This is a genomic window from Litorerythrobacter xanthomarinus (assembly GCF_046254955.1).
Taxonomy (GTDB): Bacteria; Pseudomonadota; Alphaproteobacteria; order Sphingomonadales; family Sphingomonadaceae; genus Qipengyuania_C.
The window spans coordinates 928,025-951,889 of sequence record NZ_JBJXRG010000001.1; the positions used below are offsets into that span (position 1 = coordinate 928,025).

At 58.9% G+C, this 23,865-nt stretch carries 24 protein-coding genes and 1 tRNA gene; 8 read left to right on the forward strand and 17 right to left on the reverse strand.

What is annotated here, in order from left to right:
* Positions 1-6: 6 nt before the first annotated feature.
* Positions 7-954: an esterase-like activity of phytase family protein gene (locus ACEWMW_RS04840; RefSeq protein ID WP_409412761.1), complete on the forward strand. Its 948-nt coding sequence runs from the start codon at positions 7-9 to the stop codon at positions 952-954.
* On the opposite strand, the gene rpmB is transcribed toward ACEWMW_RS04840, so the two are convergent.
* Entirely contained in the window at positions 951-1,241 is a 291-nt protein-coding gene (gene rpmB, locus ACEWMW_RS04845; RefSeq protein WP_409412762.1) for a 50S ribosomal protein L28, read from the reverse strand. The genes ACEWMW_RS04840 and rpmB overlap by 4 nt on opposite strands.
* Before the next feature lie 174 nt (positions 1,242-1,415).
* Between rpmB and ACEWMW_RS04850 the strand changes: the two genes are divergently transcribed.
* Both ACEWMW_RS04850 and ACEWMW_RS04855 read left to right on the forward strand, forming a co-directional pair.
* Positions 1,416-1,661 (forward strand): hypothetical protein, encoded by a 246-nt coding sequence (locus ACEWMW_RS04850; protein ID WP_409412763.1) that lies wholly within the window; start codon positions 1,416-1,418, stop codon positions 1,659-1,661.
* 53 nt (positions 1,662-1,714) lie between these two features.
* Entirely contained in the window at positions 1,715-2,143 is a 429-nt protein-coding gene (locus ACEWMW_RS04855) for a nucleoside deaminase (protein WP_409412764.1), read from the forward strand.
* 62 nt (positions 2,144-2,205) lie between these two features.
* Here the strand turns inward: ACEWMW_RS04855 and ACEWMW_RS04860 are convergent, their stop codons facing one another.
* A complete protein-coding gene (locus ACEWMW_RS04860; RefSeq protein WP_409412765.1) occupies positions 2,206-3,753 on the reverse strand; it encodes a tetratricopeptide repeat-containing sulfotransferase family protein in 1,548 nt (515 codons plus the stop codon).
* A 143-nt stretch (positions 3,754-3,896) separates the two neighbouring features.
* Between ACEWMW_RS04860 and ACEWMW_RS04865 the strand changes: the two genes are divergently transcribed.
* Entirely contained in the window at positions 3,897-6,401 is a 2,505-nt protein-coding gene (locus tag ACEWMW_RS04865) for a TonB-dependent receptor (RefSeq protein ID WP_409412766.1), read from the forward strand.
* 87 nt (positions 6,402-6,488) lie between these two features.
* Here the strand turns inward: ACEWMW_RS04865 and ACEWMW_RS04870 are convergent, their stop codons facing one another.
* Genes ACEWMW_RS04870 through ACEWMW_RS04890 form a run of 5 tightly spaced genes read right to left on the reverse strand, consistent with a single transcriptional unit; the run spans position 6,489 to position 10,564 of the window.
* A complete protein-coding gene (locus ACEWMW_RS04870; RefSeq protein WP_409412767.1) occupies positions 6,489-7,196 on the reverse strand; it encodes a ribonuclease T2 family protein in 708 nt (235 codons plus the stop codon).
* Positions 7,193-7,642, reverse strand: a complete 450-nt coding sequence (locus ACEWMW_RS04875) for a hypothetical protein (protein WP_409412768.1) — start codon at positions 7,640-7,642, stop codon at positions 7,193-7,195. Before ACEWMW_RS04875 ends, ACEWMW_RS04870 begins: the two co-directional genes overlap by 4 nt.
* A 56-nt stretch (positions 7,643-7,698) precedes the next feature.
* Positions 7,699-8,562 carry a carboxylating nicotinate-nucleotide diphosphorylase gene (gene nadC / locus ACEWMW_RS04880; protein ID WP_409412769.1) on the reverse strand — a complete coding sequence of 288 codons (864 nt, stop codon included), beginning with the start codon at positions 8,560-8,562 and terminating at the stop codon, positions 7,699-7,701.
* Complete coding sequence (locus ACEWMW_RS04885) at positions 8,559-9,356, reverse strand: LytR/AlgR family response regulator transcription factor (protein ID WP_409412770.1); 798 nt, start codon at positions 9,354-9,356, stop codon at positions 8,559-8,561. Before ACEWMW_RS04885 ends, nadC begins: the two co-directional genes overlap by 4 nt.
* Entirely contained in the window at positions 9,353-10,564 is a 1,212-nt protein-coding gene (locus tag ACEWMW_RS04890) for a sensor histidine kinase (RefSeq protein ID WP_409412771.1), read from the reverse strand. Before ACEWMW_RS04890 ends, ACEWMW_RS04885 begins: the two co-directional genes overlap by 4 nt.
* A gap of 68 nt (positions 10,565-10,632) precedes the next feature.
* Between ACEWMW_RS04890 and ACEWMW_RS04895 the strand changes: the two genes are divergently transcribed.
* Complete coding sequence (locus ACEWMW_RS04895) at positions 10,633-11,247, forward strand: HD domain-containing protein (RefSeq protein ID WP_409412772.1); 615 nt, start codon at positions 10,633-10,635, stop codon at positions 11,245-11,247.
* Here ACEWMW_RS04895 and ACEWMW_RS04900 read toward each other — a convergent pair.
* From ACEWMW_RS04900 to ACEWMW_RS04945, 10 genes are all read right to left on the reverse strand, one after another.
* Positions 11,244-12,188: a hypothetical protein gene (locus ACEWMW_RS04900; RefSeq protein WP_409412773.1), complete on the reverse strand. Its 945-nt coding sequence runs from the start codon at positions 12,186-12,188 to the stop codon at positions 11,244-11,246. The genes ACEWMW_RS04895 and ACEWMW_RS04900 overlap by 4 nt on opposite strands.
* 11 nt (positions 12,189-12,199) lie before the next feature.
* Complete coding sequence (locus ACEWMW_RS04905) at positions 12,200-12,892, reverse strand: DsbA family protein (protein ID WP_409412774.1); 693 nt, start codon at positions 12,890-12,892, stop codon at positions 12,200-12,202.
* A gap of 25 nt (positions 12,893-12,917) precedes the next feature.
* On the reverse strand, positions 12,918-14,270 hold the full coding sequence (locus tag ACEWMW_RS04910; RefSeq protein ID WP_409412775.1) for a M48 family metalloprotease: 1,353 nt from the start codon (positions 14,268-14,270) through the stop codon (positions 12,918-12,920).
* 12 nt (positions 14,271-14,282) lie between these two features.
* Complete coding sequence (locus ACEWMW_RS04915) at positions 14,283-15,218, reverse strand: alpha/beta hydrolase (RefSeq protein ID WP_409412776.1); 936 nt, start codon at positions 15,216-15,218, stop codon at positions 14,283-14,285.
* 25 nt (positions 15,219-15,243) lie between these two features.
* Positions 15,244-16,356: a phosphatase domain-containing protein gene (locus ACEWMW_RS04920; protein ID WP_409412777.1), complete on the reverse strand. Its 1,113-nt coding sequence runs from the start codon at positions 16,354-16,356 to the stop codon at positions 15,244-15,246.
* Positions 16,357-16,437: 81 nt separating this feature from the next.
* On the reverse strand, positions 16,438-18,417 hold the full coding sequence (locus ACEWMW_RS04925; RefSeq protein ID WP_409412778.1) for a PAS domain-containing protein: 1,980 nt from the start codon (positions 18,415-18,417) through the stop codon (positions 16,438-16,440).
* 122 nt (positions 18,418-18,539) lie between these two features.
* Positions 18,540-19,019, reverse strand: coding sequence for a DUF2141 domain-containing protein (locus ACEWMW_RS04930; RefSeq protein ID WP_409412779.1), 480 nt, complete (start codon positions 19,017-19,019; stop codon positions 18,540-18,542).
* A complete protein-coding gene (locus tag ACEWMW_RS04935; RefSeq protein WP_409412780.1) occupies positions 18,980-19,699 on the reverse strand; it encodes a sterol desaturase family protein in 720 nt (239 codons plus the stop codon). Before ACEWMW_RS04935 ends, ACEWMW_RS04930 begins: the two co-directional genes overlap by 40 nt.
* A gap of 57 nt (positions 19,700-19,756) precedes the next feature.
* Positions 19,757-20,257, reverse strand: coding sequence for an MmcB family DNA repair protein (locus ACEWMW_RS04940; protein WP_409412781.1), 501 nt, complete (start codon positions 20,255-20,257; stop codon positions 19,757-19,759).
* A gap of 85 nt (positions 20,258-20,342) precedes the next feature.
* Positions 20,343-20,732 (reverse strand): hypothetical protein, encoded by a 390-nt coding sequence (locus ACEWMW_RS04945; protein ID WP_409412782.1) that lies wholly within the window; start codon positions 20,730-20,732, stop codon positions 20,343-20,345.
* Between the two features lie 141 nt (positions 20,733-20,873).
* Here ACEWMW_RS04945 and ACEWMW_RS04950 point away from each other — a divergent pair.
* From ACEWMW_RS04950 to ACEWMW_RS04960, 3 genes are all read left to right on the forward strand, one after another.
* Positions 20,874-20,950, forward strand: a tRNA-Arg gene (locus tag ACEWMW_RS04950).
* 318 nt (positions 20,951-21,268) lie between these two features.
* Entirely contained in the window at positions 21,269-21,472 is a 204-nt protein-coding gene (locus tag ACEWMW_RS04955) for a hypothetical protein (RefSeq protein ID WP_409412783.1), read from the forward strand.
* Positions 21,473-21,601: 129 nt separating this feature from the next.
* Positions 21,602-23,119, forward strand: coding sequence for a hypothetical protein (locus ACEWMW_RS04960; protein ID WP_409412784.1), 1,518 nt, complete (start codon positions 21,602-21,604; stop codon positions 23,117-23,119).
* Positions 23,120-23,865 lie beyond the last annotated feature (746 nt).

Here is a 23,865-nt window from a genome sequence, read left to right on the forward strand (position 1 = left end):
CCACGATTGGATCATAGTGCGCCAGTTGAAGTGTTGCAGCTGAGCGACCTCCCCGAGAAGATTGGCCGGCTTGAAGTCGTTGGTGCGTGGGAGCTTCGCAGCACGAACGAGCATTTCGGCGGCTTCTCTGCATTGGCTGCGCTCGACGATCGAACTCTTCTGGCCGCGAGTGACAGGGCAAGGCGCATGGAACTCACCCTTCCACTGACCACTGCTATCCCTTCCGCCAAGCTTGGCTACTTCGGGCCCAACCCCACTCGTATCAAACGGTTGTCTGATCTTGAGTCACTAGCCCATGATCCCGGATCGGGCACATTGTGGGCGACATATGAGAACCTCAACACGCTGGAGCGCGTGGACTTTGGCGGATCGCGGCGCACCGTGACTCTTTCGGCTATGGCCGATTGGCCGAGCCGATCTGGCGCAGAAGCAAGCGAGCGACTGGCCGACGGCAGTTTTCTGATTATCGGGGAAGCGGCCGAGCGCAGGGGCTCGCCAGCGCTGCTCTATCCTGGCGATCCCCTGACAAGTGGCAATCCCGCGTCGTTCCGCTTTTCTGGCCTCAATGGATTCAGCCCGACCGGCGCGACACTATTGCGCGACGGGCGGATCCTCGTGCTGGTTCGCAGGTTTCGGTTCGGTATTCCCCCACGCTTTGACGGCGCACTTGTCATTGCTGATCCGACTGAGATCGCGCCCGGGAAAATATTGCAAGGTGAAGTGGTTGCGCGGCTTGAATCGCCGTTTCCGATGGATAACTACGAAGGTATTGCGGCAATTAGTGAAAGCGATGGTTCGCAATCGATCTGGTTGATATCGGACGACAATTTCATGCGCTGGCAAAGGACGCTACTTATTCAGCTTCGCTGGGATGAGCAGCCGCACGAAAAAGCGCGCGGGGTCGCCGCGCGCTCTTGGAATTTCAGCGATGACCGTAAACCCCCTAGGGCTTAGGCTGCGTCCTTGGCTGCCTTCTTGAGCTCGCGCTTCACTTTCAGCGCATTGCTCGAAAGTTTTTCGTCTTTGGTCTTGAGCAGCCAATTGTCCAGCCCGCCATTGTGCTCGACCGAACGCAGGCCTTGAGTTGACACGCGAAATTTGAAGCTGCGACCGAGTTTTTCGCTCATCAGCGTGACATTCTGCAAGTTCGGCAGGAACACCCGTTTGGTCTTGTTGTTGGCGTGGCTAACATTATTGCCCACCAGGCGGCCCTTGCCAGTCAGTTCGCAAATACGCGACATGATAAATCTCGTTCAAAAATGGGTTGTCGACAGGCCCTTGGAGCCCGGAAAGGCGCGCGAATAGCGGGGGCAGGTGATTCCGTCAAGCTGGAACCAAGGGGCGCGGGGACCGTTATGTTCCCGATCGCGGTCGAGTCGTGTTGGCCCGTGCAGCGATGTTTGGAGGAATCTACGATGAAGAAGATCATTTCAACTGCTACGCTATTTGCAGCTGCATTCTCATTGAGCGCTTGCGATGTGGACCAGACCGAAGAAGGCGAGATGCCTGACGTTGACGTAGAAGGCGGCAACCTGCCCGAATTCGACGTAGAAACCGCCGATGTGGACGTTGGAACCGAGGAAGTGACCGTTGACGTTCCGACAGTCGATGTCGATATGCCCGGTGATGCGGACGGCGAACCGGTTACCGGCGACGAATAAGGCTTTTCTCAGCGTTTCTGGCCGGGGGCAGCAGGGTGTTTCCTAGCCCCCATATGGCCCGCGCGCTGGAGCTTGCCAGACAGGCCGCCTCCGCCGGTGAAGTGCCGGTGGGGGCGGTCGTCGTTCGGGCCGGGGAGATCGTGGCCGAAGCGCATAACTCGCCGCGAATGTCGCATGATCCGACGGCCCACGCCGAGATCCTGGCGCTTCGCCGGGCGGCCCGCGCTCTCAAGCAGGAGCGGCTGACCGATTGCGAACTCTATGTAACAATGGAGCCTTGCGCGATGTGTGCCGGCGCTATCGGGCATGCCCGGATCGCGCGACTCTACTACGCTGCTTCTGATCCAAAGGGCGGCGCCGTTGAGCACGGCGCGCGCGTTTTCGAGCAGGAGCAATGTCTGCACAAGCCCGATGTCTACCCAGGCATGGGCGAAAAGGAAGCGGCTGCCTTGCTCAGGGACTTCTTCAAAGCCCGGCGCTAGATTGTTCGCCTGCCTGAGCCAGGAATTGCGCGCAAATCGGTTCTGTTGGCTCTATGCTCGCCCTAGTCCGGTTCAATACCGTAACGCCCCAGTTCAGCGACAGCGATCTTGCTGCCCTCGCCATATCGACGCCATTGCTCAAGCGAGCTGGAATAGAGTGGGGAGCGCACCTGAACCGAGCTTGCCGTCGCGACTGGCTCCACATTGCGATGGAAATCCATACAGGCGTCTTCCCAGCCGAGACCGCAGAACTCCAGCAGCCGTTCTGTTTCACCGCGTTGATCGGCAATCACGTTTTCGTAGCAAACCGAGTGAAACCGTCCAGCAGGCAGCTCCCCGGCATAGTGATCAGCCATTTCCTCGAACTGGGCGATAAAGTGCGCCGCATCGCCAAAGTCATATGAATAGGAGTAATAACTGAAGCCGGTTGCAAAGAGCTGCCTGAAGTTGGCGAAGAGCAAATCATGCGGCGATCGCCGCAAGCAGATGATGCGGGCACCAGGAAGCGCTTTGAGAATTGCAGGCACAAAGAAGGAGTTAAACGGCATTTTGTCGATAAACCGCGCAGCCTCGCCGGCCAGCGCTCCCGCGCGGCGCAGATAATCCTCCCCGACGCCAGCCAGATCGGGTGACTTAGCGGCGGCCTGCAGCACCTCCGGGTCAAGCACATGCGGCCCAGGCGTTCCAAGCGCTTGTTTAAGAACAATTGCAAAATCGGACAGCTCACCCACCGAGGTGACAGCGGAGTGCGATGTCAGGATGCGCTCAACCAGCGTGGTCCCGCTGCGCGGCATGCCGACAATGAAGATGGGGCGTTCGTCGCCCTCGGTCTCGTCCGCAAAATTCTGCTGCTCTGCTGCGGCGCGCGCGGCCACTGCCAACGCTTCAACGTTTCTGCGATCATGCATGACTTCACTTCGTTTTGCGCGCTTGGCCTCCTGCAGCCAGTTAAATGACTTGTCCCAGTGCTTCTGAGTTTCGGCGATTCGGGCCAACGCATGGCCAAACAACAACTTTTTGTCGGGGTCGCTTGCTTGGGCGATTTGCGCTTCGAGGACGGGTGCCCAATCCGGCAGAGGGGCGCTAGCCAACTGCACCAATGCCAACCAGCCGCTGGCATGGTCAGGATGACGAGCGATTAGCTCAGAGAATTGCGCCTCTGCCTCTTGAAGATCGCCGACAAACTGCAGTGCCACTGCCAGATTGTAGCGATAGTCGGCGCTTTGCGGCACTCCGCCAACCGCAATCCGGAATGGCGCCACTGCCTCGCGATGCCATCCTGTTCGCGAGAGGACGACGCCCAGCTGGTTGGCGATATGCGGCTCTCTTGTTCCCAGTTTATGGGCCGCCAAGGCATGTCCGCGCGCGGCCTCCTGATCTTGTTGCAGAAGCGCCACACGCGCAAGCAACACGGAAAGCCAGCAGGCTTGAAGATCGCGTTCGACCAGCAGGCCACATAACTTTGCAGCTCCAGGAGCGTTGCCATGCTCAATGGCGATCGCCGCCATGACCAAGACCGCTTCATCGGCTCGTGGATTAGCCTTGAGAGCCCCTTGTGCCGCGGCATGGGCCTGTCTGAAGCGGCCCGCAAATAGTTCCTTTTTGGCCACACCCGTCAGGGAGTTTTGTGCACTAATGGCATTTCTCCCCTTCCGAGTTTGACAATTCAAGCCCCCGCGCGCAGCAAATTTGCGTGTTGCTATGCAGCAACGGGACTGAGCCTTCCAACGAAAAATATGAGGGAATGACAGACATGAAAGCTCCTTTCACCGGTCGCGTCGCCAAAGCCGCCTTGCTTGGTGGCACCATCTTTACATCGGCCCTTGCCGCCCCTGCGATGGCGCAGGATGGCGCTAGCGCTGCCCAAGATGAGAATACGATCATTGTGACGGCCACCCGTCGCGCTGAATCGGTCCAGGACATTCCGCTCAATATAGCTGCGGTCGGCACTGAGCAGATCGAAGAGCAAGGCCTGACCGAACTTTCTGATCTGTTGCCTTTCGTTCCCGGCATAAACGTCGTCGATCGAGGCGGCCGTCAGGGTAACCCTATTATCGTGCGCGGGCTCAATGTCGAAGCGATTGGCTCCGGTGACGGCGATAACGACGGCGGCGGCACGGTCGCGACCTATCTGGGCGAAATCCCCGTATTTGTTGATCTCAAGCTGAATGACCTAGAGCGTGTCGAGGTGCTGCTTGGGCCGCAAGGTACGCTCTACGGCGCAGGAACTCTGGGCGGCGCAATCCGATACATCCCGGTCAAGCCGCAATTCAATGAATTTAGCGGACAAGTGCGGGCCGAGCTGTCGAAGTACTCGGAGGCTTCGAGCCTCAGCCATGAAACTGGTTTCACCGTAAACATTGGCGTTTCGGACACCTTTGCCATTCGCGGCTCACTAGACTGGTCGGATGATTCCGGTTTTATCGACTATGTCGGCGTAGTCGATGAAATTGGCGTGACCAATGGTGACACAGCAGAAGGCCTAAATCGGGTTAAGGACGCCGACGGGGAAGAGACTATCTCTGGCCGTATCGCTGCCCGCTGGCAGCCGACACCGGCACTCGATGCGACGCTGACTTATTACTATCAGGAAGCTGACATTGAAGGGCGCCGCGTATCGCATTGGCGCGACAATGTACCTGGCCTGCTTGACGGCACACCCAGCGTTGGTCGCTACGAAAACGCTCAGCGCGTTGTTGAGCCGAACGAGATCAAGAACGATCTTCTTGCGCTTGAAGTCGTTGCTGACCTGGGCTTCGCTGAACTGACCTCGGCCACAGGTTGGAGCAACTTCGCTGATGAAGGTCAGCGCGACCAATCGCCGCTGCTGATCACGCTGGAATACAGCTACGAGCTGTTCCCCGGATTCACGGCTTTTACTTTCGAAGAAGGCGAAGAAGAGCGGATCAATCAGGAAGTCCGCCTTGTTTCAAAGCATGGTGGACCATTCAGCTGGATCGTCGGCGGTTATTACAACAAGCTGACTTTGGCTGCTTCATCTTCGGAGTTCACTCCGAACTTTGTCGAGTTCGTGAACCAGCCGGGCCTGGATTTCGGTTACACCAACCGGCCCGACGACCTGGAATACTTCTCTGCTGATCGACAGCGGTTGGTAGAAGTCGCGGCATTCGGCGAGTTGAGCTACACTTTGTTTGATCGACTGACGCTGACGGCAGGCGCTCGGTATTACGACTATGATTTGAAAGCGTTCGCCTCAGTGGATTTCCCGCACTTCGAGGACATCAGTTACATGCCGCTGACGCTGGACGAGATTGCAAATGCTGCATTCGATCCGGATCTATCGCAGTCGGACAATGGCTTTCTCTATAAATTCAATGCTTCATACGAGGCGTCTGACGACTTGCTAGTCTACGCAACTGTCAGTGAGGGTTATCGGATCGGCGCGACCAATGGGCTGGGACAATGCGATTCGTTTGATCCCAATGCCACTCAGGGTTCCTGTGCCTTGGCGCCGGGGCAGCAGTTCGACGATAATCCGGATCAGTTTTCCACTAGGGACGAACGCCAATACTTCCCGGACAAAACCCGTAACTACGAAATCGGCTTCAAGTCGACGCTGGCAAATGGCGCTCTGACCTTCAATGGCGCAGCCTACTACATTGACTGGATTGATCCACAGCTCGGCTCGGCAACCGTCAACGCCAGCATTCCCATCACCGTTAATGGCGAAGGAGCCGAGGCGAAAGGTATCGAACTGTCCGCCAATTGGCGCGCCACCGACCGCCTGCGCCTGCGCGGAAATTTCAGCTACATCGACGCTGAGTTGACCGATTTCACGCCAGGGCTCATCCAGGCGATCGATCCTCCCGGATTTGGTACCGTCTTCGAAGACGGGGAGGAAGGTGATCGACTTCCGGGCACTCCAAAGACGCAGTTCTCGGTCTTCGGTTCATACGATCATCCGCTTGCCAATGGCGACGGCCTGATCTTCAACGCCAGCTACTCGTACCAAAGCAGCGTTCTCACACGCGCTGGCGGGCGCGGCGGCAGCCTGACGCTGGATGGCTACGGCACCGCCAACGCCGCGGTCACATACGAAGCGGATCGCTGGTCAGCCACGCTGTTTGCGGATAACCTGTTCGACAAATTTGCCGAAACCGGTGCCGCCAATACGCCGCTGTTCAGCCAGACCGTGCAGGATTTCAATGGCGATCCTGTCTATCCGCGTCGCTTTTTCACGAACATCTTGCCACCGCGTCAAATCGGCGTGCGGTTCAAGATCAACTTCGGCGGCTGAACGTGGCGAAGGATTGATCACTGGAACTCGGAAGCCCCCGGTTTGCATCGCAAGCCGGGGGTCTTCTTTTCCGCATGAACCGGGAAGCTAAAGCCCCCGCCAGATTTTCAGCGCAGCACTATCTCTCGCGCCAACTTGCCAACGCGGGCAATCGACCGGCTTGAAGTCCTTGCCGTAGCAAAGCTTGATTTCGCGCAACCAGCCGCGCGAATTGGCATCCACTCCGATCCGCTTTCCACGCCAACCCGGATTGGCGATGTGCCACTGCTCGCGCAAATCGCCCACCTTGAGCCCATCGCGGCGCGAAAGTCGGTCGAGGTCGGGCATTCTCAGCGCGCCAAACAGAATGCGCGTGACCTTGTAATAGGTCGCCGGGCGCCTTGTCATGCAGCTGCCGTGTTTGGCCCACTCGTGTGCGAGAAGCCTCGCAGAAGGCGTCAGGCACATATTGGGGCTGAGCTCGCTCGGCCGCGGCTTTCGCGGCGCAGAGCACCACTGCGGCCATGTCCGTCCACTTTCGGGCCACAATCCATGCACGATCAATCCGAACGAACCTTCGCGGCCTGAGCATTGGCGTTTGTGCGAGGATTGTGATCCGCGCCCCTTGCAAAACTCGGGAGACCAGCTCAGCGCCATGGTATAGCCCGAGATCGGTAGTTGCCGGACTGGCCCATCGCGCTCGATATCGGGCACAATGACTCGTTCAGGGCTGCGGCATTGATAGGCCTGGGCTGCGGCTTGCGCCGGGGCCAGCAACGCCGCCGCGGCGGCCAGCGCCGGCCCCGCCCGCTTCATTTCAGCGTAACGCTGCCGGATGGCCTTTCCTTGCGCTTGCTCGCACGCACCTCGTCGAACCAGGCGCGCGCGTCACCCCGAAACAGGAAAACCAGCGCCACGAGCTGCAAAATCGTCGTGATCCAGGTCACTGCTCCAGCAACGCCGCCATAATTCGACGGATCGAAAAGCATGAAAACGAAACCGAAGGCCGTCAGGACCACCAAAATCCACTTGGCGATCGAGCTGGCTCGCCGAGCGATCAGATACCAGAGCAACAGTGAGATGAAGAAACTGAACGCGCTTGTGGCGATTACGAAACCGGAACCCAAGCCGAGCTCCGACAGCTCTGGATCGTTCTGGACCATCGAGACTGCCTGATCGAAGGAGAACACAAAGTTAGCGATCCCGATCGCCAGACTGGCCAGATACAGGCGCTCGAACATCAATATGGATTGCGGACGCATTAGTTTCTCCCCCATGCGGACATGTCCAGAATGCCATGCAATTCGGGCGCGGGCAACTAGACCGGGGTGAAATCGAGTCCGATATCCGCTGCGGGCGCGCTTTGGGTCAGCCTGCCAACCGAAACAAAGTCCACTCCGGTCGCTGCCTTGGCCTTGATCGTGTTCATGTCGATCCCGCCGCTGGCTTCAGTCGGGACGCGCCCGTTCACCAGCGCAACCGCGATGCGCAGCGTTTGTGGGTCCATATTGTCGAGCAGCAACCGCGTCGCTCCCGCTTGCAGCGCGGGTTCGATCTGGTCGATCCGATCGACTTCGCAGATGATTTCCTGAACCCCCGCCTCGACCGCGCGGCGCACTGCTTCGCCGACATCACCGGCGACCAGCACATGGTTGTCCTTGATCATCGCTGCATCCCACAGCCCCATGCGGTGGTTCGATCCGCCGCCCATGCGAACGGCGTACTTCTCGAGCATCCGCAGCCCGGGGATCGTCTTGCGAGTATCGAGTAGGGTGCAATCGGGATTATCCATCATGCGGACATAGGTGCGTACCATAGTGGCAATGCCGGAGAGGTGTTGGACCGTGTTCAGCGCGCTTCGTTCGGCAGTCAGCATCGCGCGGGCATTGCCGGATAGGCGCATCAGGTCCGTGCCCGCCTCGACTTCGTCACCATCAGCAACCAGCATCTCTAACTCAATCCCGGGGTCGAGCGCGCGGAAAAATGCCTCGGCTATCGGGAGGCCGGCCACCGCAATCGCATCGCGGCTGTCCATGACGCCGGAGAACCGCGCATCGGCTGGGATGACGCTTTCGGAGGTCACATCGTGGCCGCCACCGGGGAGGCCGATGCCCAGGTCTTCAGCCAGCGTCTCGCGCACGAAGACGTCGAGATCGAAACCGCCAAGCGTGAATCCGCTCAATGGACGAACCTGGCCACCACATCACGATAAGATCGACTGACCTTCACCTCGGCACCGCTGTCGAGAACCAGGAAGCACTCACCATTCGTATGCGGCTTAACCTGCCTCACCTGATCAAGATTGACGATAGTTGAGCGGTGCACGCGCTGGAACTTGCGCGGATCGAGTCGGCGCTCGAGATCTTTCATGGTCTCGCGCAGGATCAGCGAATTGTCGCCGGTGTAGATGCACATGTAGTCGCCTGCCGCCTCGATATGTTCGATCGATTCCACTTCGACGCGGAAGATCTGCCCGCGATCCTTCACATTGATCAGTTTCTCGAATCGCTGGGTGCTCTCGCTCTCAGTTTCGGCGAATTCTTCCGCCGCTTCGGGTGCAACTTCGGTCAGCACGTTCTTGAGTTTCTCGGCCTCCTCGGTCGAGCGCTTCTCGGCGAGGCGCTGGCGCACACGTTCGATCGTGTCGGCGAGCTTGTCCTCATCGACCGGCTTCATCAGGTAATTGACCGCATTGGCCTCGAACGCTCGGATCGCATGCTCCTGGTAAGCGGTTACGAACACGAACAGTGGCGGTTCGATTTCCATCACGCCTTTTACGACTGAGAAGCCGTCAAAACCCGGCATCTGGATATCGAGAAAAACCAGGTCGGGCTTGATAGTCTTGATCTTGCGGATCGCCTCACGCCCGTTCGAACAGGTGTCGACGATTTCGACATCCTCAAATGGTTCGAGCCGCAATTGCAGCCCCTGGATGGCGAGCTTCTCGTCGTCGACAATGATGGTGCGGATGGTCATGCGTTTGTTCCATTGGCCAATTGGCTCGCTTCGGCAAGAGCGGGCTGCGGGTTCCGGTGAGGTTGCTGGGATATTGCGGCTTCGGCTCGCGCCGCCTCCTCCGATTCTTCGAACGGGATCTCGATGATCACGGTGAACCCGCCCTCGGGCGGATTGCGGATCTCGAACTTGTGCTCATCGCCATAGGCCTGGGCCAATCGGTCCCTGATATTGGCGAGCCCCACGCCGGTTGAAACCGCCTTGCCCCCACCTGGCATGGCGGCGAGCAGCGTTAGCGGTTCGCCGGGCTGCGGCAAGCCGGGTCCGGTATCCGATACGGCGACGCGTAACCGGTTGCCGACGAGTTGAGCGGAAAGGCTGATCTGCGCGCCCTCTTCCTGCGCGGACACTGCATATTTTATGGCATTCTCGACTAGCGGCTGAAGCAACATGGCGGGCAGGCAGGCATTGCGCACGTCGGGATCGATGCGGAATTCGGTTCGCAGCCTTTCCTCGAACCGCATCCGCTCGATGTCGAGATAGAGCATCAATGTCTCGACTTCCTGGGCGACAGTCACCTTGCTACCCGGCTGGGAAACCAGCGTGTGGCGCAAGAATGACGAAAGCCGCGTCAGCATCGCATTGGCCGGTTCGGTCTGTCTCAGAAGGACCAGTGTGCTGATCGAATTCAGCGTGTTGAACAGGAAGTGCGGGTTAAGCTGGTATCGCAGCATCGCCAGCTGGGCGCTGGTTGCCTGAGCTTCCAGCCGCTCCATCCGGTCGGTCTGCTCTTCGACCTGCAGGAAGAAGTTGATGGCATAGTAAAGCGCCGACCACGCGCCGAGCAGCGTCATAGGGAAGATCATGTAGCCGATCAGGAGTGCGGTAAAACTCGCCTCACTATCGGGGCGGGTTAGACTCAGCACCCATGCATTGATCGATGCGATGACCAGCACGGCGATGGCGAGGACGATTGCGGTCATGCCCCAGGTGACCAGCGGCCGCCGCGTGATAAGCTTCCCGTAGATCGTCGAAAGCACAAGGGTGACCGAGAAGCCTGTGATGGCTTCGATCAGGATGATCACGAAAAACGATAATTCCTGCCCGCCTGCAAAGCCCGAAACGGCGCGGAACACGAACACGCTCAGCCACCCGGCGAGCTGCAGGTTCCAAAAGGCCCTGTTCTTGTTGGCGAAGAACGGCGTGGGTTGAAAAGGCAAGACAGCCATCCCGTCACTTTAGACGAATTGTCTCCGCCTGCGCCAGTCGCTACACTCGCTAGCGAGGAGATTGGCTCATGGGTGCTGAAGAGAAGATTACGTCGACGCAGATGGAACGCGCCAAGTTTCGCGAGATGAAAGAGGGCACGCAGGAAGATTGGGCCATCATTTCAAGCGAATACATGGCTCACGCGAAGGGTTTGCCGGATCGCGTTCTCGATCATCTCAAGCTGCTGGACGGAGATTTCGGAGGCTTTCCGGTCGATCGGCTGGAGCATTCCTTGCAAACCGCGACTCGCGCGCATCGTGACGGACGCCCCGAAACTTACGTCGTGATGGCATTGCTGCATGACATCGGCGACACGCTCGGCACATATAATCACCCCGATGTGGCCGCGGCTTTGCTGAAGCCGTTCATTTCGGAGGAAGAGCACTGGATATGCCAGCATCACGGCGCATTCCAGGGCTATTTCTATTTCCACCATGTGGGAATGGATCCGGACATCCGCGAGAACTACCGGGACAGCCCCTATTTCGATGCCTGCGCCGAATTTTGCGAGAAGTATGACCAGTCGGCCTTCGATCCGGACTATGAGAGCGAATCGCTTGAGTTCTTCGAGCCGATGGTCCGCCGGGTCATGGCGCGGCCGGTCAATTCGATGTACGCCAAGGTCGTCGAAAACGAGAGCTAGGGGCTCGCTTCCGCAAGGCCTTCCTCGCGCTCGAAGCGCGCGCGCCAGTCGGCTGCGCCTTCGCTTTCCCATAGCTGTTCAACCAGGGCGACCTCCGAATCGATCGAATCGGCGCGCTCGTCCCAGCCATCATGCGTGCGCTTGCGCAGCAATCCTCCACCGTGCCTTGGTCCCCAGCGCTCCATGAAGCGCCGTGCGGCATGCGGATCGTAGCCTGCATTGGCCAATAGCCACGGCATCAGTCGGTCTGCTTCACGCTCGGTCATCCGGATATTGCTGCGTTTGCGACCTTCGCGATCAAGCCAATAGGGGTGGCCCATCAGATTGTGTGCCAACTCGTGTGCTATCGCCGCCGCAAATTCGTCTTCGGGATATTCAAAACCGGCAAATCCTTTTCCGAAGCGGACGTTGACACCGTCGGCACCGATTCTCTTGCCTTCGCGCGTGAGGAAGCGGGAGGGGCAGACGCCTTGCGCCTCCACTACTGCTTCCTGCCGTCCTCTGTGCGCATCTTGCCATGTGAGTGAAAGAGAGCCAGCCTCGTCGAGCAGCGTCTCTATGGCACGATGGATGCGATACAGCCGGTCGCCTGTTTCCTCGCTGCTCTTGGCGCGGAAATCGTAATCCATTCCCTCAAGCGAGATGATCTCATTTCCGGCTACGAGTCCGGCCCGCTCGGCAGGCGAGTCAGGCGCCACGGCCAGAACGAAGAACTTGTCATGCTGCGTTTCGGTGGCACCCAGCGTCAGGCCTATCGAAGCCCAGCTACTGGCGCAAAAAGGCGCATTGCCCTTGGCAAGTCGCCACGCGACATTGTGGAATCGCGCTTCGCGCAAATGCTCATCCGGTTTGTGTCCAGTGGCACCTGCGGGCGATGCCGCCAGCAGGCATGCGGCAATGAAAGCGAGCACTGGTAGCGCCGTTAAGCGAATTCCCGCCATGGCGGACCCGATCATCCCTCGGCGGGCTCTTCCAGCGCGTTTTCCAATGCCTTACGGCCAATCGCACCCTCGTATAGACGGCCGTTGATCACCCAGCTTGGAGTGCCGGTGAAGCCAAGTCGCTGTGCCAGGGCATAATTCTTGGCCAACTCGCTGGAGATTTCGTCCGATTGCCCGTCCACTTGCGCCTGCTCCATATCGAGCTTGGCAATCTCGGCGGCGGCGCGGACATTCTCTGTCGTGGGCTGGCCAAGCGAGAACATCGCTTCGTGAAACTCTGCGAAACGCCCCTGTTTCGCTGCGGCGAGAGCCATGCGGGCCGAGACTTCACTGCCCGGGAAGATCGGATATTCGCGCAGCACGACCTTGAGGTCGGGATCGGCTGCAATCATAGCGGCAACGTCGGGCGCGGCCTGGCGACAATAGCCGCATGCATAGTCGGAAAACTTGACCATGATCTTGGAGCCATTGGGGTTGCCCAGCACTGCGCCGGGGAATGCCGTATTGGCATCGGCGCCCACTTCCGCGAGGCGCGCTTCCATTTCCATCCGCTGCAGCCGCTGCGCCATCTCCGGCAGGACATCGGCGTTCTCGATCAGGTAATTGCGCGTTAGCCGGTCGCCTACGCCGCTGACCTGCCACAGCCCAGCGCCGATAAAGCCAAACACCAAGGCCAGTCCGGCGGTGATCAAATGGTGTCGCATAGTGCCCCTCAACTCCTGCTTGTGGTCAACGATCGCGAATCTGTTCGAGTGCCGCGCGGGCCTGCAAGCCAATGTCCTGGGCCCTAATCCAGTCGGGCGAGCCTTTGGGTAGCCCCGCTTCGGCGGCGTTCGCGCTGCGCAGGGCATCGGGCCAACGCCCGCTCAGCACCTGCTGTTCGGCGCTGGCAAGGCGGGCGCGGGGCATATCGCCTTGCGAGGCATGGATAATCCCCAACTGGTACCATGCGAAGGGATTGTACCGATCGCGCGCAACGGCAGCCTTCAACACCCGGGCCGCTTCCTCGAAATGACTGTCATCCTCGGTGGCTATCAGGGCGTGGCCGAAGATCGTGGCAATAAGCGGCTCGTTGTTGGTCATATCGGTCGCCATGCGCAGTGGTTCAAGCGCTTCGCGCGGCCTGCCTGATTCGAGTAGCACCTGTCCCTTTAGCTCAAGGAAATAGGGATCGTCCGGATCAACGTCGAGCAGCGCGTCGGCTTCGGCCAGCGCCTTGTCGATCAGTGCATTTTTGTGAAACGCATAGGCGCGCGCATAGCGCGCCGGAACGTCGGTGCGGCTTTCCGGGAAGTCGCGCAAGGTCTTCTGCGGAGTAGAAAGATAGCCTGAAAGCTTGGCCTTTGCGCGTTCGAAACGCGCCTGCAGAACCGGATCATCGGGTGCGTCCCATGCCGGATCGACCGTGTAGACATCGCGCAGATAGGAAATGCGGTCACCCGACAGCGGGTGGGTGCGCACGAATGTCTGTTCGTCATCCTGGCTATAGCCATAGCGGAACTCGCGGTTCTGCAGCTTCTTGAAAAAGGAGAGCGATCCGCGTCCCGATATTCCGGCCGTAGAGAGATATTCGGCCCCCGCTGCATCGGCCGCCGATTCCTGGACCCGGGTGAACGCAAGGAACTTGCCCAGCGCCGCGCGTTGTCCCGCCATCATCACGCCCATTGCGGCGTCTCCGGCCCCTGCCAGCGCCGCAGCGACGCCGAGCAGCATGGAAAGGATCGAGATGTTGTTCGCGGCGCTCGCGCCTTCGCCGAAGCGCACCACGTGGCCGCCGGTGATATGGCCCAGCTCGTGCGCGATGACGCCCTGGACTTCATTGGCGGTATCGGCGGCGTCGATCAGGCCGCTGTGAATATAGACTGCCTGCCCGCCCGCGACGAAAGCATTGATCGAAGGATCGTTTATCAGCACGATATCGACGTTGCCCGGCTCGAGACCCGAGGCTTCGACCAGCGGGGCCGCCATGTCATCGAGCAGTTTTTCAGTCTCCGCATCGCGCAGGATCGATTGCGCAGCCACCGGCTGCACAGCCATAGCCGCCGCCGCAAAAAGGGCGATGAAGCGGGAGAGGATCGACATGTCTATACCGTCCTAGCGTGAATCCGCCTGAACAGCGAGTGAAGGATTGGCCGCTTCGGACTGAGTATGCTGCGCGTACTTTCCGGTAAAAGCCAAAATGCGGGCCATGACTTCGCGGCGATCGCGCCATGGGTTCGCGAGCGCGATCAGCGGATCGGAGTGCTCCATGTCAGAATAAATCTCCAATTCTACTGCTCCGCCTTTCGTTTCGATTGCCCGAGCAAGAGCCTTGCTGTTGCGCGGCTTGACGGTCGTGTCCGCATACCCGGTGAGAAGCAGGAGCGGCGCGGCGTCGCCGCGCGCATAGCTTATCGGCTGGGTCGCTTCCGGATCGGGCCATTCGCCAAAGCTGTTGCGCGTCGATTCGCTGTTAAAGGGATAAAAATCATACGGACCCGAGATGCCGATCACACCGGCCAGCGCATGCTCGGGCACGCCTTCCGCTTCGAGCCATCGCGGATCGAGCGCAATGCCGACGACATTATATGCTCCGGCGGAATGACCCATGAGCCAGATGCGATCGTGATCGCCGCCGAGCCGAGCGGCATTCTCGCGCGCCCAGCGCACTGCAGCGGCTGAGTCCTCCAGCATCGCCGGATAACGGACATCGGGATAGAGCCGGTAGCCAGCAACGACGGTCACAAAATCCTGCGCGGCGAAATTGCGCCCGATGAAATCGTAGGAATCGGGATCACCCCACGACCAGCTGCCGCCATGCACGAAGATCATCATTGGCATAGGGGAGTGTGTGCCCGTCTTGCGCCATACGCGAAGTTTCTGGGCTGGATCCTCGCCATATCGCGCTCGCTCGAGCAGCTCCGCGCCCTGACTTCCGCCCGTTATCCTATCAACATTGCTCAGAACCGCTGGGCCATCGCGCGCGATCGCGATCTGTAGCGCGATGAAGGTGACAGCAAGCGCCACGACAATTCCTATGAGAAACCACATGCTCTTTCGCATAGCGGGACGCCGCTTAGACGCCAGCATCTTCGTCGGAATGGGCCTTATCGACCGCTTCTATGATTTCCGCCGCCTCCCCGTCCTGTTCGAGGCCGACCGAGGCGAGAAACGCTTTGCCGGTGGAGTAATCCTCACCCATCCATAGCGGCACCTGTTCGCGCTTCAGGATGGCTTCTGCCTCCTCTTCTTCCGGCGAGAAAGGTCCAGCTGCACGGCGCAGGAAGATGGCAACGATACGCCCCGGATTGGCGGAGGCGATATGCGCGAATGCGGGCAAATCGCCCTGCGTATCGTCACCGATCATTGCAAATCGAAGCTCAGGATAGAAATCAAGGATGCGCTGGATCGCATCGGTCTTGTGCGAGCCGTGGCTTGAGGAGCCGAATGTTTCTCGGTTCAATCCCCAGTCGCGCAAATGGATCGGGCCCAGCGGCAGGTTGCGGCTGCGCTTGTACGCGACCAGGTAGGAAAACAGGTTCCACGGGCTGGAGGACACGTAGAAAAACGGGCGGTGCGTGGCGGCGACGCTTTCGCCCGCATTGCCGGTGTCCCCGGCCATCACTGCGCCTCCGCCAATCGCGCCGTAGAAGGCATCAACGCCGGGAACCGCGATCCGCTCTTCCGGCATTTGCGCCAAGACGCGCCGCCAGTTCCTGAGTAGCGAGCGGGTCCCGCCGGTGATCCCGGTTTCGATGATCGTATCGTCAATATCCGAAATGACACCCAGCGGCGCTGCCTGTCCGGGAGCAAGGACATGCCCGTCGACCGACATCTCGCCTTTGCGATTGCGCCAATGAAAAGTGACCGTTTCCCAGCGCGTGTAGCTGGGAAATTGCCAGTCCCCGGCGAGCGCGACATTGAAGTGTACGAAGCCTTCCTTGTCGGTCACGCCTTCATGCCGATGGGCCGAACCCTTGCCGCATTTCAGCTCCAGTTCGACTGGCAGGCCGGGCTCCTCGCGTGATGCGAACTGCGAGACCATAGTGCGGAAAGCTTGAAGCCTCCCGCGCCGTTCGAGCCGCGGATTGCCTGCGCGCAAGGCGCGGGCTGAAATCGTCAGGCGCTCGGTCGAGCGATATCCGAAGTAGGGCTGGATGCGGACGGGCGGGCCATGAATGAGATCCATGGCCATCAGCTAGCGCGTTACGGCGGCAAGCGCCAGCCTGTCTAAAGCGAGCTTTTTGAAACGCTTAGAAAGCTTCAGGCTCTAGTTTAGGATCTTGCGGCCGAGGCGCTCGAGCAGCGGAATGTCGTCAGAGACTTCACCGAGCACGACGATGTCACCATCTTCGGTGCGGCGGATCATGACGACACCGAACTCGCTACCGTCGACCGGAATATCGGCAAGATCGATGCCTTCGAGCGCGCGCAGCTTCTTGGCGAGGCTTTCGCGCGGTGCATCGCGCGGTGCGACTGGCTTGCCGGCCTCTTCGCGCCGCAAGCGGCGTTCGGTCTGGACCACACCCTTAAGACCGCCATCAGCCTCGGCCAGGAATGTGCCGAGCTTGCCGCGCGCTATGCCGATGCGATGTGCATGCGATAGGGCAGCAGCATATTCGGTCAGGCGAGTCTTGTCGTATTTGGCTCCGAAAACCAGCTTTACGACCGGTGTCATCGGTGCGCGATCTTGCACGGTTAGGCCGCTTTCCTCGAGCAGCTCGTCGAACTCTGCAGGTGCTTCTTGCGCCGCGAGGCTCACGTCGTATGCGCGGCCGACAGCAGCATAAAGGGCGTGGCGACTGCGCTCTTCGCTCTGGCTTGCGACCTGCGCCAGCTCGCGCGCTTCGGCGAGGCTGTCATAGAGGCCAAAGGCATCTTGGGAGGGTTCGAGTTCGATCTCCGGCTCGGGATCGGCAATGACGTCCTCGAACTGGGGCGCTTCAGCGGTTTCAAGCTCGACCGATTCTTCCGATGCGGCTTCGTACGTGTCGGTCGCTGGGATGGTTGGCGCCGCTGGAGCGTCGCTCTCGACTGGGGTATCCCCAATCACCGTCTCGTCTTCTTCGGTTGAGAATGATCCAAAATCGATATCGTTCTCGAGCTCGATTTCATCATCGAGCGGAACGTCATCGATCGGCTCAGAGGGCGTGACTGGTTCAGTCAGGCCGAATTCTTCTTGGGCAAACTCGAGCGTATCGGCGCCCGGCTCTTCGGGGTCGATTGCATCTTCTTCGATATCTAGTGCGGATAGGTCGATCGGCTTGCGTTCAGCGCGTTCGAATTCGCTCTCGATCAGGCGCGAAAGGCCCAGCTCGTTGCTCTCGTCCTCTTCGTCTTCGGTCGTCTCGGGATCGAAATCCTCGTCATAAACGTCAGCGCTGTCGTCAGCATACTCGCCATCGGTCTCGGCAGTCGGATCTGACAGCCGCCAATCGGCGGGGAGCGAGAACTCGTCGTCGTCATCGTCTTCGTAGCCTTCGGGAGTCAGCAGCGAACCAAAGGTAGGCTTGGGCATTGCCGGCGCGTCATCGCCGGCTGGCGCATCTTGTGCGGCAGAATCCAGTTCTTCTTCTTCCGACGGCTGGAAACTTGCAAGATCGAGGATATTGCTCTCGTCTTCTTCATCGATTGCGGCGTCGCCCGGATCGGTGCCTTCCAGCGCCTGATCGATCTCCAGCATCAACTCGTCGGTGGTCTGCTGGTCGGCCATTTCCTTCCAGTTGATCACTCCGTAGATATAGTCGATCGTTTCATTGTCGCTTGAGTAGGGCAGCAGGATGCCGCGGTAGAGGATCGTGCGACCGCGCTGGTTTACAAACTCAGCTTCGAAGCCGATCGGGGCCTGGTTGGCTAGGATCTGCATGTAGTGATCAGTAATACGGCTCAGCAGCGAGCGACTGGGCACGTCGGAAAGCTTGCCGATGCCTTCGCCGGCGTCGCATTCTTGAGCGAGTTCCGCGCCGACAAAGCGGACGTCGGGATTCTCGATATCGCCGGTAAAGCCGAGCAATACGCTGTAAGGGCCGAAATCATCGAGCTTCTCCGGTTCGAGATCTTCGATGTTGGGGAAATTGCGATTGCCGAGCTGGCCCGCCCAATGATTGTAGGCGCGCACCTGCATGCGGCGCTCGTCCTGCCCGATGGGCGAGGGCGGCGGCTCGGGCAGGCCGTCATCTTCGGCGAACTCGAAATCGTGTAGATCCTCGCTGAAATCAGCCGGATCGAATTGTCCACGTAGCGTATCCATCGCCTTTGAAGCCCCCATTGAGCACTATGCGAGGCTTCTTGTGGCGGAGCATGGTAAACATATGATTAAAGATTGGCGCGAAGCTGCATTCGATCTTCCGGCCAGCGGGCCCGGCCTGGTGATCAGAGCATGTACCGCATCTTGACCGTAAGGGAGCGGTCATCACCCTTGTAATCGAAAACCGCGTCTTTGAATTTGGGCGGCGCCATTCGCACCTTGGCATCACGCGAAAAGCCAAAGCCCTCCTTGGGCATCATTCCCAGCGCGCGATCAGCCTTGCCGTTGTTGTTCTCGTCATGAAGGAGAGCGATCGCATAGCGGCCGGGCTTCACATTGCGAAATTGCAGCTTCATGTCCTCGCCAGCGGCAACCACCAGCCGATGGCTTTCCGGATCCTTGCGGCAGCGCGGAAAGATATCAGGATTGGTCGTCATGCAGGCGCGCACGACACCCTTGGCATTGCGCATCTCTGTGATCGTGACCGTGATATCACCGGTCGCTGACGTTTCTGTCGCGCCGAGCGAGGCAGCGCCTGCGGCGAGCGCAACGCCGCTTGCCGCGATCAGGCGAAGTTGTCGGAAAGACCTTTGTCGGTTTTGCATATTCTGTCCCAAAGCCTGAAATATAGCCCGTAATTGCAGCGATATTCTTCGTGATGACGCTGGTGATGGCTGGCCGTTATCAGCCAGCTTCCTAACGGCGAGTGAACCAGTCGGCGCGGAAACATCTCCCAGCCCATGTGATTGGTCACACCCATAATCGTCATCACCAACAAGACCACCCCCAGCATCGCGACGTGAATCGGGATCGCCATTACCAACAGAGGGATCACGATCGCACCGGTTACCGCCTCATAGGGATGGAAGCTCATCGCGGCCCAAGCCGTCGGCGGGCGGCTGGCGTGATGGACCGCATGCATTGCCTTGAATAGGCGCGGCGCGTGCATCAACCGGTGGGTCCAATAAAACCAGGTATCGTGCAGCAAGAGATAGATCAGCGGCGCAAGCGGCAGATACCACAGTGGGTAGGCACCCCACTCGGTATAGATCTGGGTCCATCCGCGCTCCTGCCAGCCCCATGCGACAATTCCCGCCGGCGCTCCATATATCGCTGCCGATGCGAGCGACCAGCCGATTTCCCGGCCGATCTGCGGTTTCAGCGCTGCGTGATAGCCGGGGCGCAGCCTGCCGGTGAGCCAGGCGAAGAACCCGCTCGAGGCGAGATAGCGCAGCGCGACAATGGCCGTCATAGCCAAGGCGGAAAGGATGATCGCAGCGACCATGTCTGCGCCTTAGCGCGGCGCGTATCACAAGGCGACGGGTCTATTCACTGTTTCGCACTATTCGCCGCCTCCCCAGGGCGCGCAGTCGGGATCGAGCGCGACCGTCATCCGGCGCATGGCTGCGCGCGACAGGCGCTCGATTTCGGCCTTGCGCCGCGCCGCATTGAGCGGTTGGAGCGGGGCGGGGCGCAATATCTCGGCATCGTAGCTATCGGCTACGACCACACCGCAACAATCGGGCTGGTAGTCCGGCCCTTCCAGGGGGCTGCGATCGAGATCAGGCGGTACGCCCCAATAAAAGCGGTCGCAATGTTCGAGATAGTCGGGCCATTTCCCGTCACCCAGCATATCGCCGCGTTGGACCTTGATCTCCACGATGATGACCTTGCCCTTGGCATCGATCCCCATGAGATCTGCCCGGCGACCGCCGCGCAGCGGCATCTCGGGCAGGCACCAGATATCATTGCGCGCAAACAGGCGCATGATGCCCCGCGCAACACCCCGGGCGTCGAGAGGCAGGGCGGCATCCAGCAATTGCGAATCAGCGTTCGGCTCCATCACACCCTGTTGGAACAGAACGGGAACTCGGTCAAGCTGCTGCGGGACGGCTAGTTGTCCGCCTGCGCGACGTTGCTGGCTCGGCTCAGGTCTCGACCAGATCCAGGACGGCCGAGCGAGCCTTGAAGAACTCTCGCCACAAGGTCACGGCCGCCGCCGTCGGATCGCGGCCTTCGGTTTCAATCTGCTGGAGCGCGGACAGGCCGGGCGCGAGCATCGCCGAGATATCCTCGATTGCCCGCCAGATCAGCGCCTGCCGGAATGCCGGTGAGGCCTTTGCCTTGTCGATGAAGCCGATCACCCGGTTGTCGAGCCGCTCGCTTCCCAGCTGACCGAGCAGTGCCACCTCGTGCGCCTTGTCGTGGATTGTCTTCCACGCCCGGCAAAAGTCGGGCGACAGCGGCAGCTCGAGCGAGAGCTCGGCCGGCACGGCCACTTCGCGATCAATCGGGAACTCTTGGTTTAGCGAACTCATGACGATTCACAGGACTAGACCTGCGGCATTGCCAAATCCCTAATGCGCGGCTCGGTTTTGTTAACCTGGATAATGGGGCTTCCGCTGCCATGGGGGCTTTGCTAAGCGCCCGCCTCCGGCATTGGCCCGATAGCGGCCGCGGCACCCGTAGCTCAGCTGGATAGAGCGCTGCCCTCCGAAGGCAGAGGTCACAGGTTCGAATCCTGTCGGGTGCGCCATTAAATCAATGACTTAGGAAATTTGCGTCCTGTTCGTACGAAATGGGTACGGAAAACAGGGGGTAGATTCCACTTGTATTGCCAGTGCGAAGGACTAGTTATCCGGGTCTGCGATTCTGTTCGATCGGTATCGTTGCAAGCCAAGCGGACGCCCCGACTTAAGTCTAAAAAGACTCAGTCTGTGTGGTTTTCGAATCGAGGGCATGGGTTGCTGATTCCGTTTATTTCTTTTTGACCCTTGGCGGGCACTATGAGCTTGCCGGTGGGTTGCTCCAGCGATACGGAATCGATCGTTAGATGGTCTGGGGAGGGTGCGGATTGGCTGACAAGGACGAGAAAGAGAGCATGATTTTGGAAGCGACAAGCGCGATAAAGAGTAAGGAAGCAATTGTTGCTTGCGTGCCAGAAGACGGGTGCGATGTTTCAATATCACTCGGTGCCGAAACTCTCCAGCAAATCGAGAAGCTGGAGCGCTATGCTATACTGGCAGGTCACCGCATAGGTGAATTTCGCGTAGGTTAAGGTCTGGTCGCGCCTGACTGAATTGTGCTGTCGAACGCGCAAATTATCCCTCTTCATGAGGAGGGGGCCTGGGATCGCCTGAGAAGCGTTATCGGGCCGTCGAGCGAGAATCCTTTGTTGGCCAACCTAATGGCCACGGCTCATCAATCTGGTTGTAATTTCGCGATTATCGAGACCCCATATATCGATAGGGACTTCTCGGCTTCGTTCACAGCGTTCTATGCCTCTCTCTTTCGGCCATACAAAAAGCTCTGCAGGCGCATTCACCTCTTCTCGACTGATCTTTCAGAGGCGTTCTCGCAAGACAGTCCGTTGGCAATCTCGACTGCCCTAGAAGATGCAGCCCAACATTATATTGGCTATGTGGTGCTGAGGCCGCTGACGCACGCTCCAGTCAGTCATGCCTTTCTAGCCCATGCGGCATTATGCCCGGAACAGGCAGAAGAAATTTCAGTCCGATCTGTCCATGAAGTGCACCTTTTGGGTGCGTCCCTACATATCGTTGGCTTCCCTCTCACACAACAAGATACGAGAGTAGGGGCATGCGCGCAGGCTTCGATATGGATGGCAAGCCGCCACTTTCATTTGAAACACAAGGGGCCATGGGTTTCACTTCCGGAAATTACGTCAAGCGCCCTCAGGCCAACCGACTCCGCGATTACCAGATCACTGCCCGCCGGGTCAGATTACTTGACTTCGGACAACATGGTCCGAGCGTTGCGCGCCATGGGGCGACACCCGGTCTTCTATGCCCCTCAACCAACAGAATCTGGCGATCTCTGGGGTTTTGATCCACGGGATGTGATTTGCCAGTATGTAGATTCAGGAATACCCGTCATTCTCGGATTGAACGATGGACAAGCTGTTGGTCACGCTGTTGTCGCAGTTGGCGCAGTCCGGGGCGAATCCGTTGTGTCGGATGGGGAAGGAAAGACCCATTCGCAGGCAGCGTATTGCTCACATCTTCTCGTCATGGATGATCAGCGCGGAGCGTATCTGCGCTTGCCTACAGAAGCCCCTTCAGAAGAAGCGCTTCCCTTCAACTTGCGAGAGCATTTGCGGTTCATAATTGTTCCTCTTCCCCACAAGGTTTTCATGACACCTGAAGTGGCGGAGCTGATCGCTCGTGGGCTTATTGATAGTATCGCAACCCAGCTCCCGAACCTGCGCTCACAATTGCCGGAGGACGAGCAATCTTCATGGCCGCCCGAGCCGGACTTTTACGGTTCTGCGGTGGCCGGGGAACTAGTCGCCCGCACATATCTAACCTATGGGTGGAAGTACAAGGCAAGGGCTCTCCGCAACAACACGTGTGAACAACTGAAATACGAAGTCATTCGAAGAGACTTCCCAAAGTACGTCTGGGTGACCGAATTTTCTTATCCGAATGAGGCGGACTCGATCGATCCCTGTTCGAGAATAGTTCGTGCGCACGTGGTCACCGATGCGACAGGATCTAGATTTTGGGAAAGCCATTTGATTGCCGACACCCCTGGCGTGGTAGCCGCTTGGGATTTTGATCCTCAAGACAACGCCGAATCCGCGCGACAGTCATTGACCCTAGTAACGGTGCACAACCCCTATTTTCCGAAGATACGCGGATCGCAAGACTTTGAGGCTTGCGCCATTGAACCTGCCACGGAATGAGGTCTGCGTCGCTCGCCCTTCATCGTTGGAGACTGGCACTCCATCCCCCCTCGCGACTTCGCTATCCCTCCATATCCGTTGGCATCACGAGGCCGTTTTCTTGCCTTCTTGCTTCGCGATATGCACTAAATCGGCCCAGTACGCGCTCAGATACGGAGCGAGCCTATCGAACGTTTGCCTTAGGCCTGAAAGCGGCTCCCCAGCGACCCAGTTAGAGTTGTTACGGGAGAGGGCGATGGTAGCCTTTCCAGAATGCTTGATGCAGTTATTCAGCATACGGAGTTCATCCATCTCGCGAGCTCCAAAGGCTCGCAAAACGAAGGGGAAAGAGGTTTTTACATAATTCCAATTGGAAAGGCGCCTACTTTGAGTTTGTGGAAAGAGTCTGCTTAGCAGATCCGTCCTAGCCAATTCCAAGTCCCTATAGGCCAGTATTAGCTGCAGCTGGGCAGCCGTCTCAAGTGCGCGACCAAGTGTAAGCGTGCGTCCGCTAACAATCCCCAATTCGTCTCTTAGCGTGATAAACTCATCTACATCGCTCGATGTTTGGTACTGTTGCCACAAATGTCCTTCTTCATTTTGCGAATCTAATAGTTCACTCTCCAAAGGCGTGATAAGGCGCGCAAAGAGACGAGTGTTCTCGCTCAGGGCGGGAAAAGCGCACAAGTCCGGGTACGCTGAGAAGTACCTTTCCGCACTGTGGGGCGTCCTTGGCACCCTTCTAATCCGAAGCGCTTCCGCGCTAA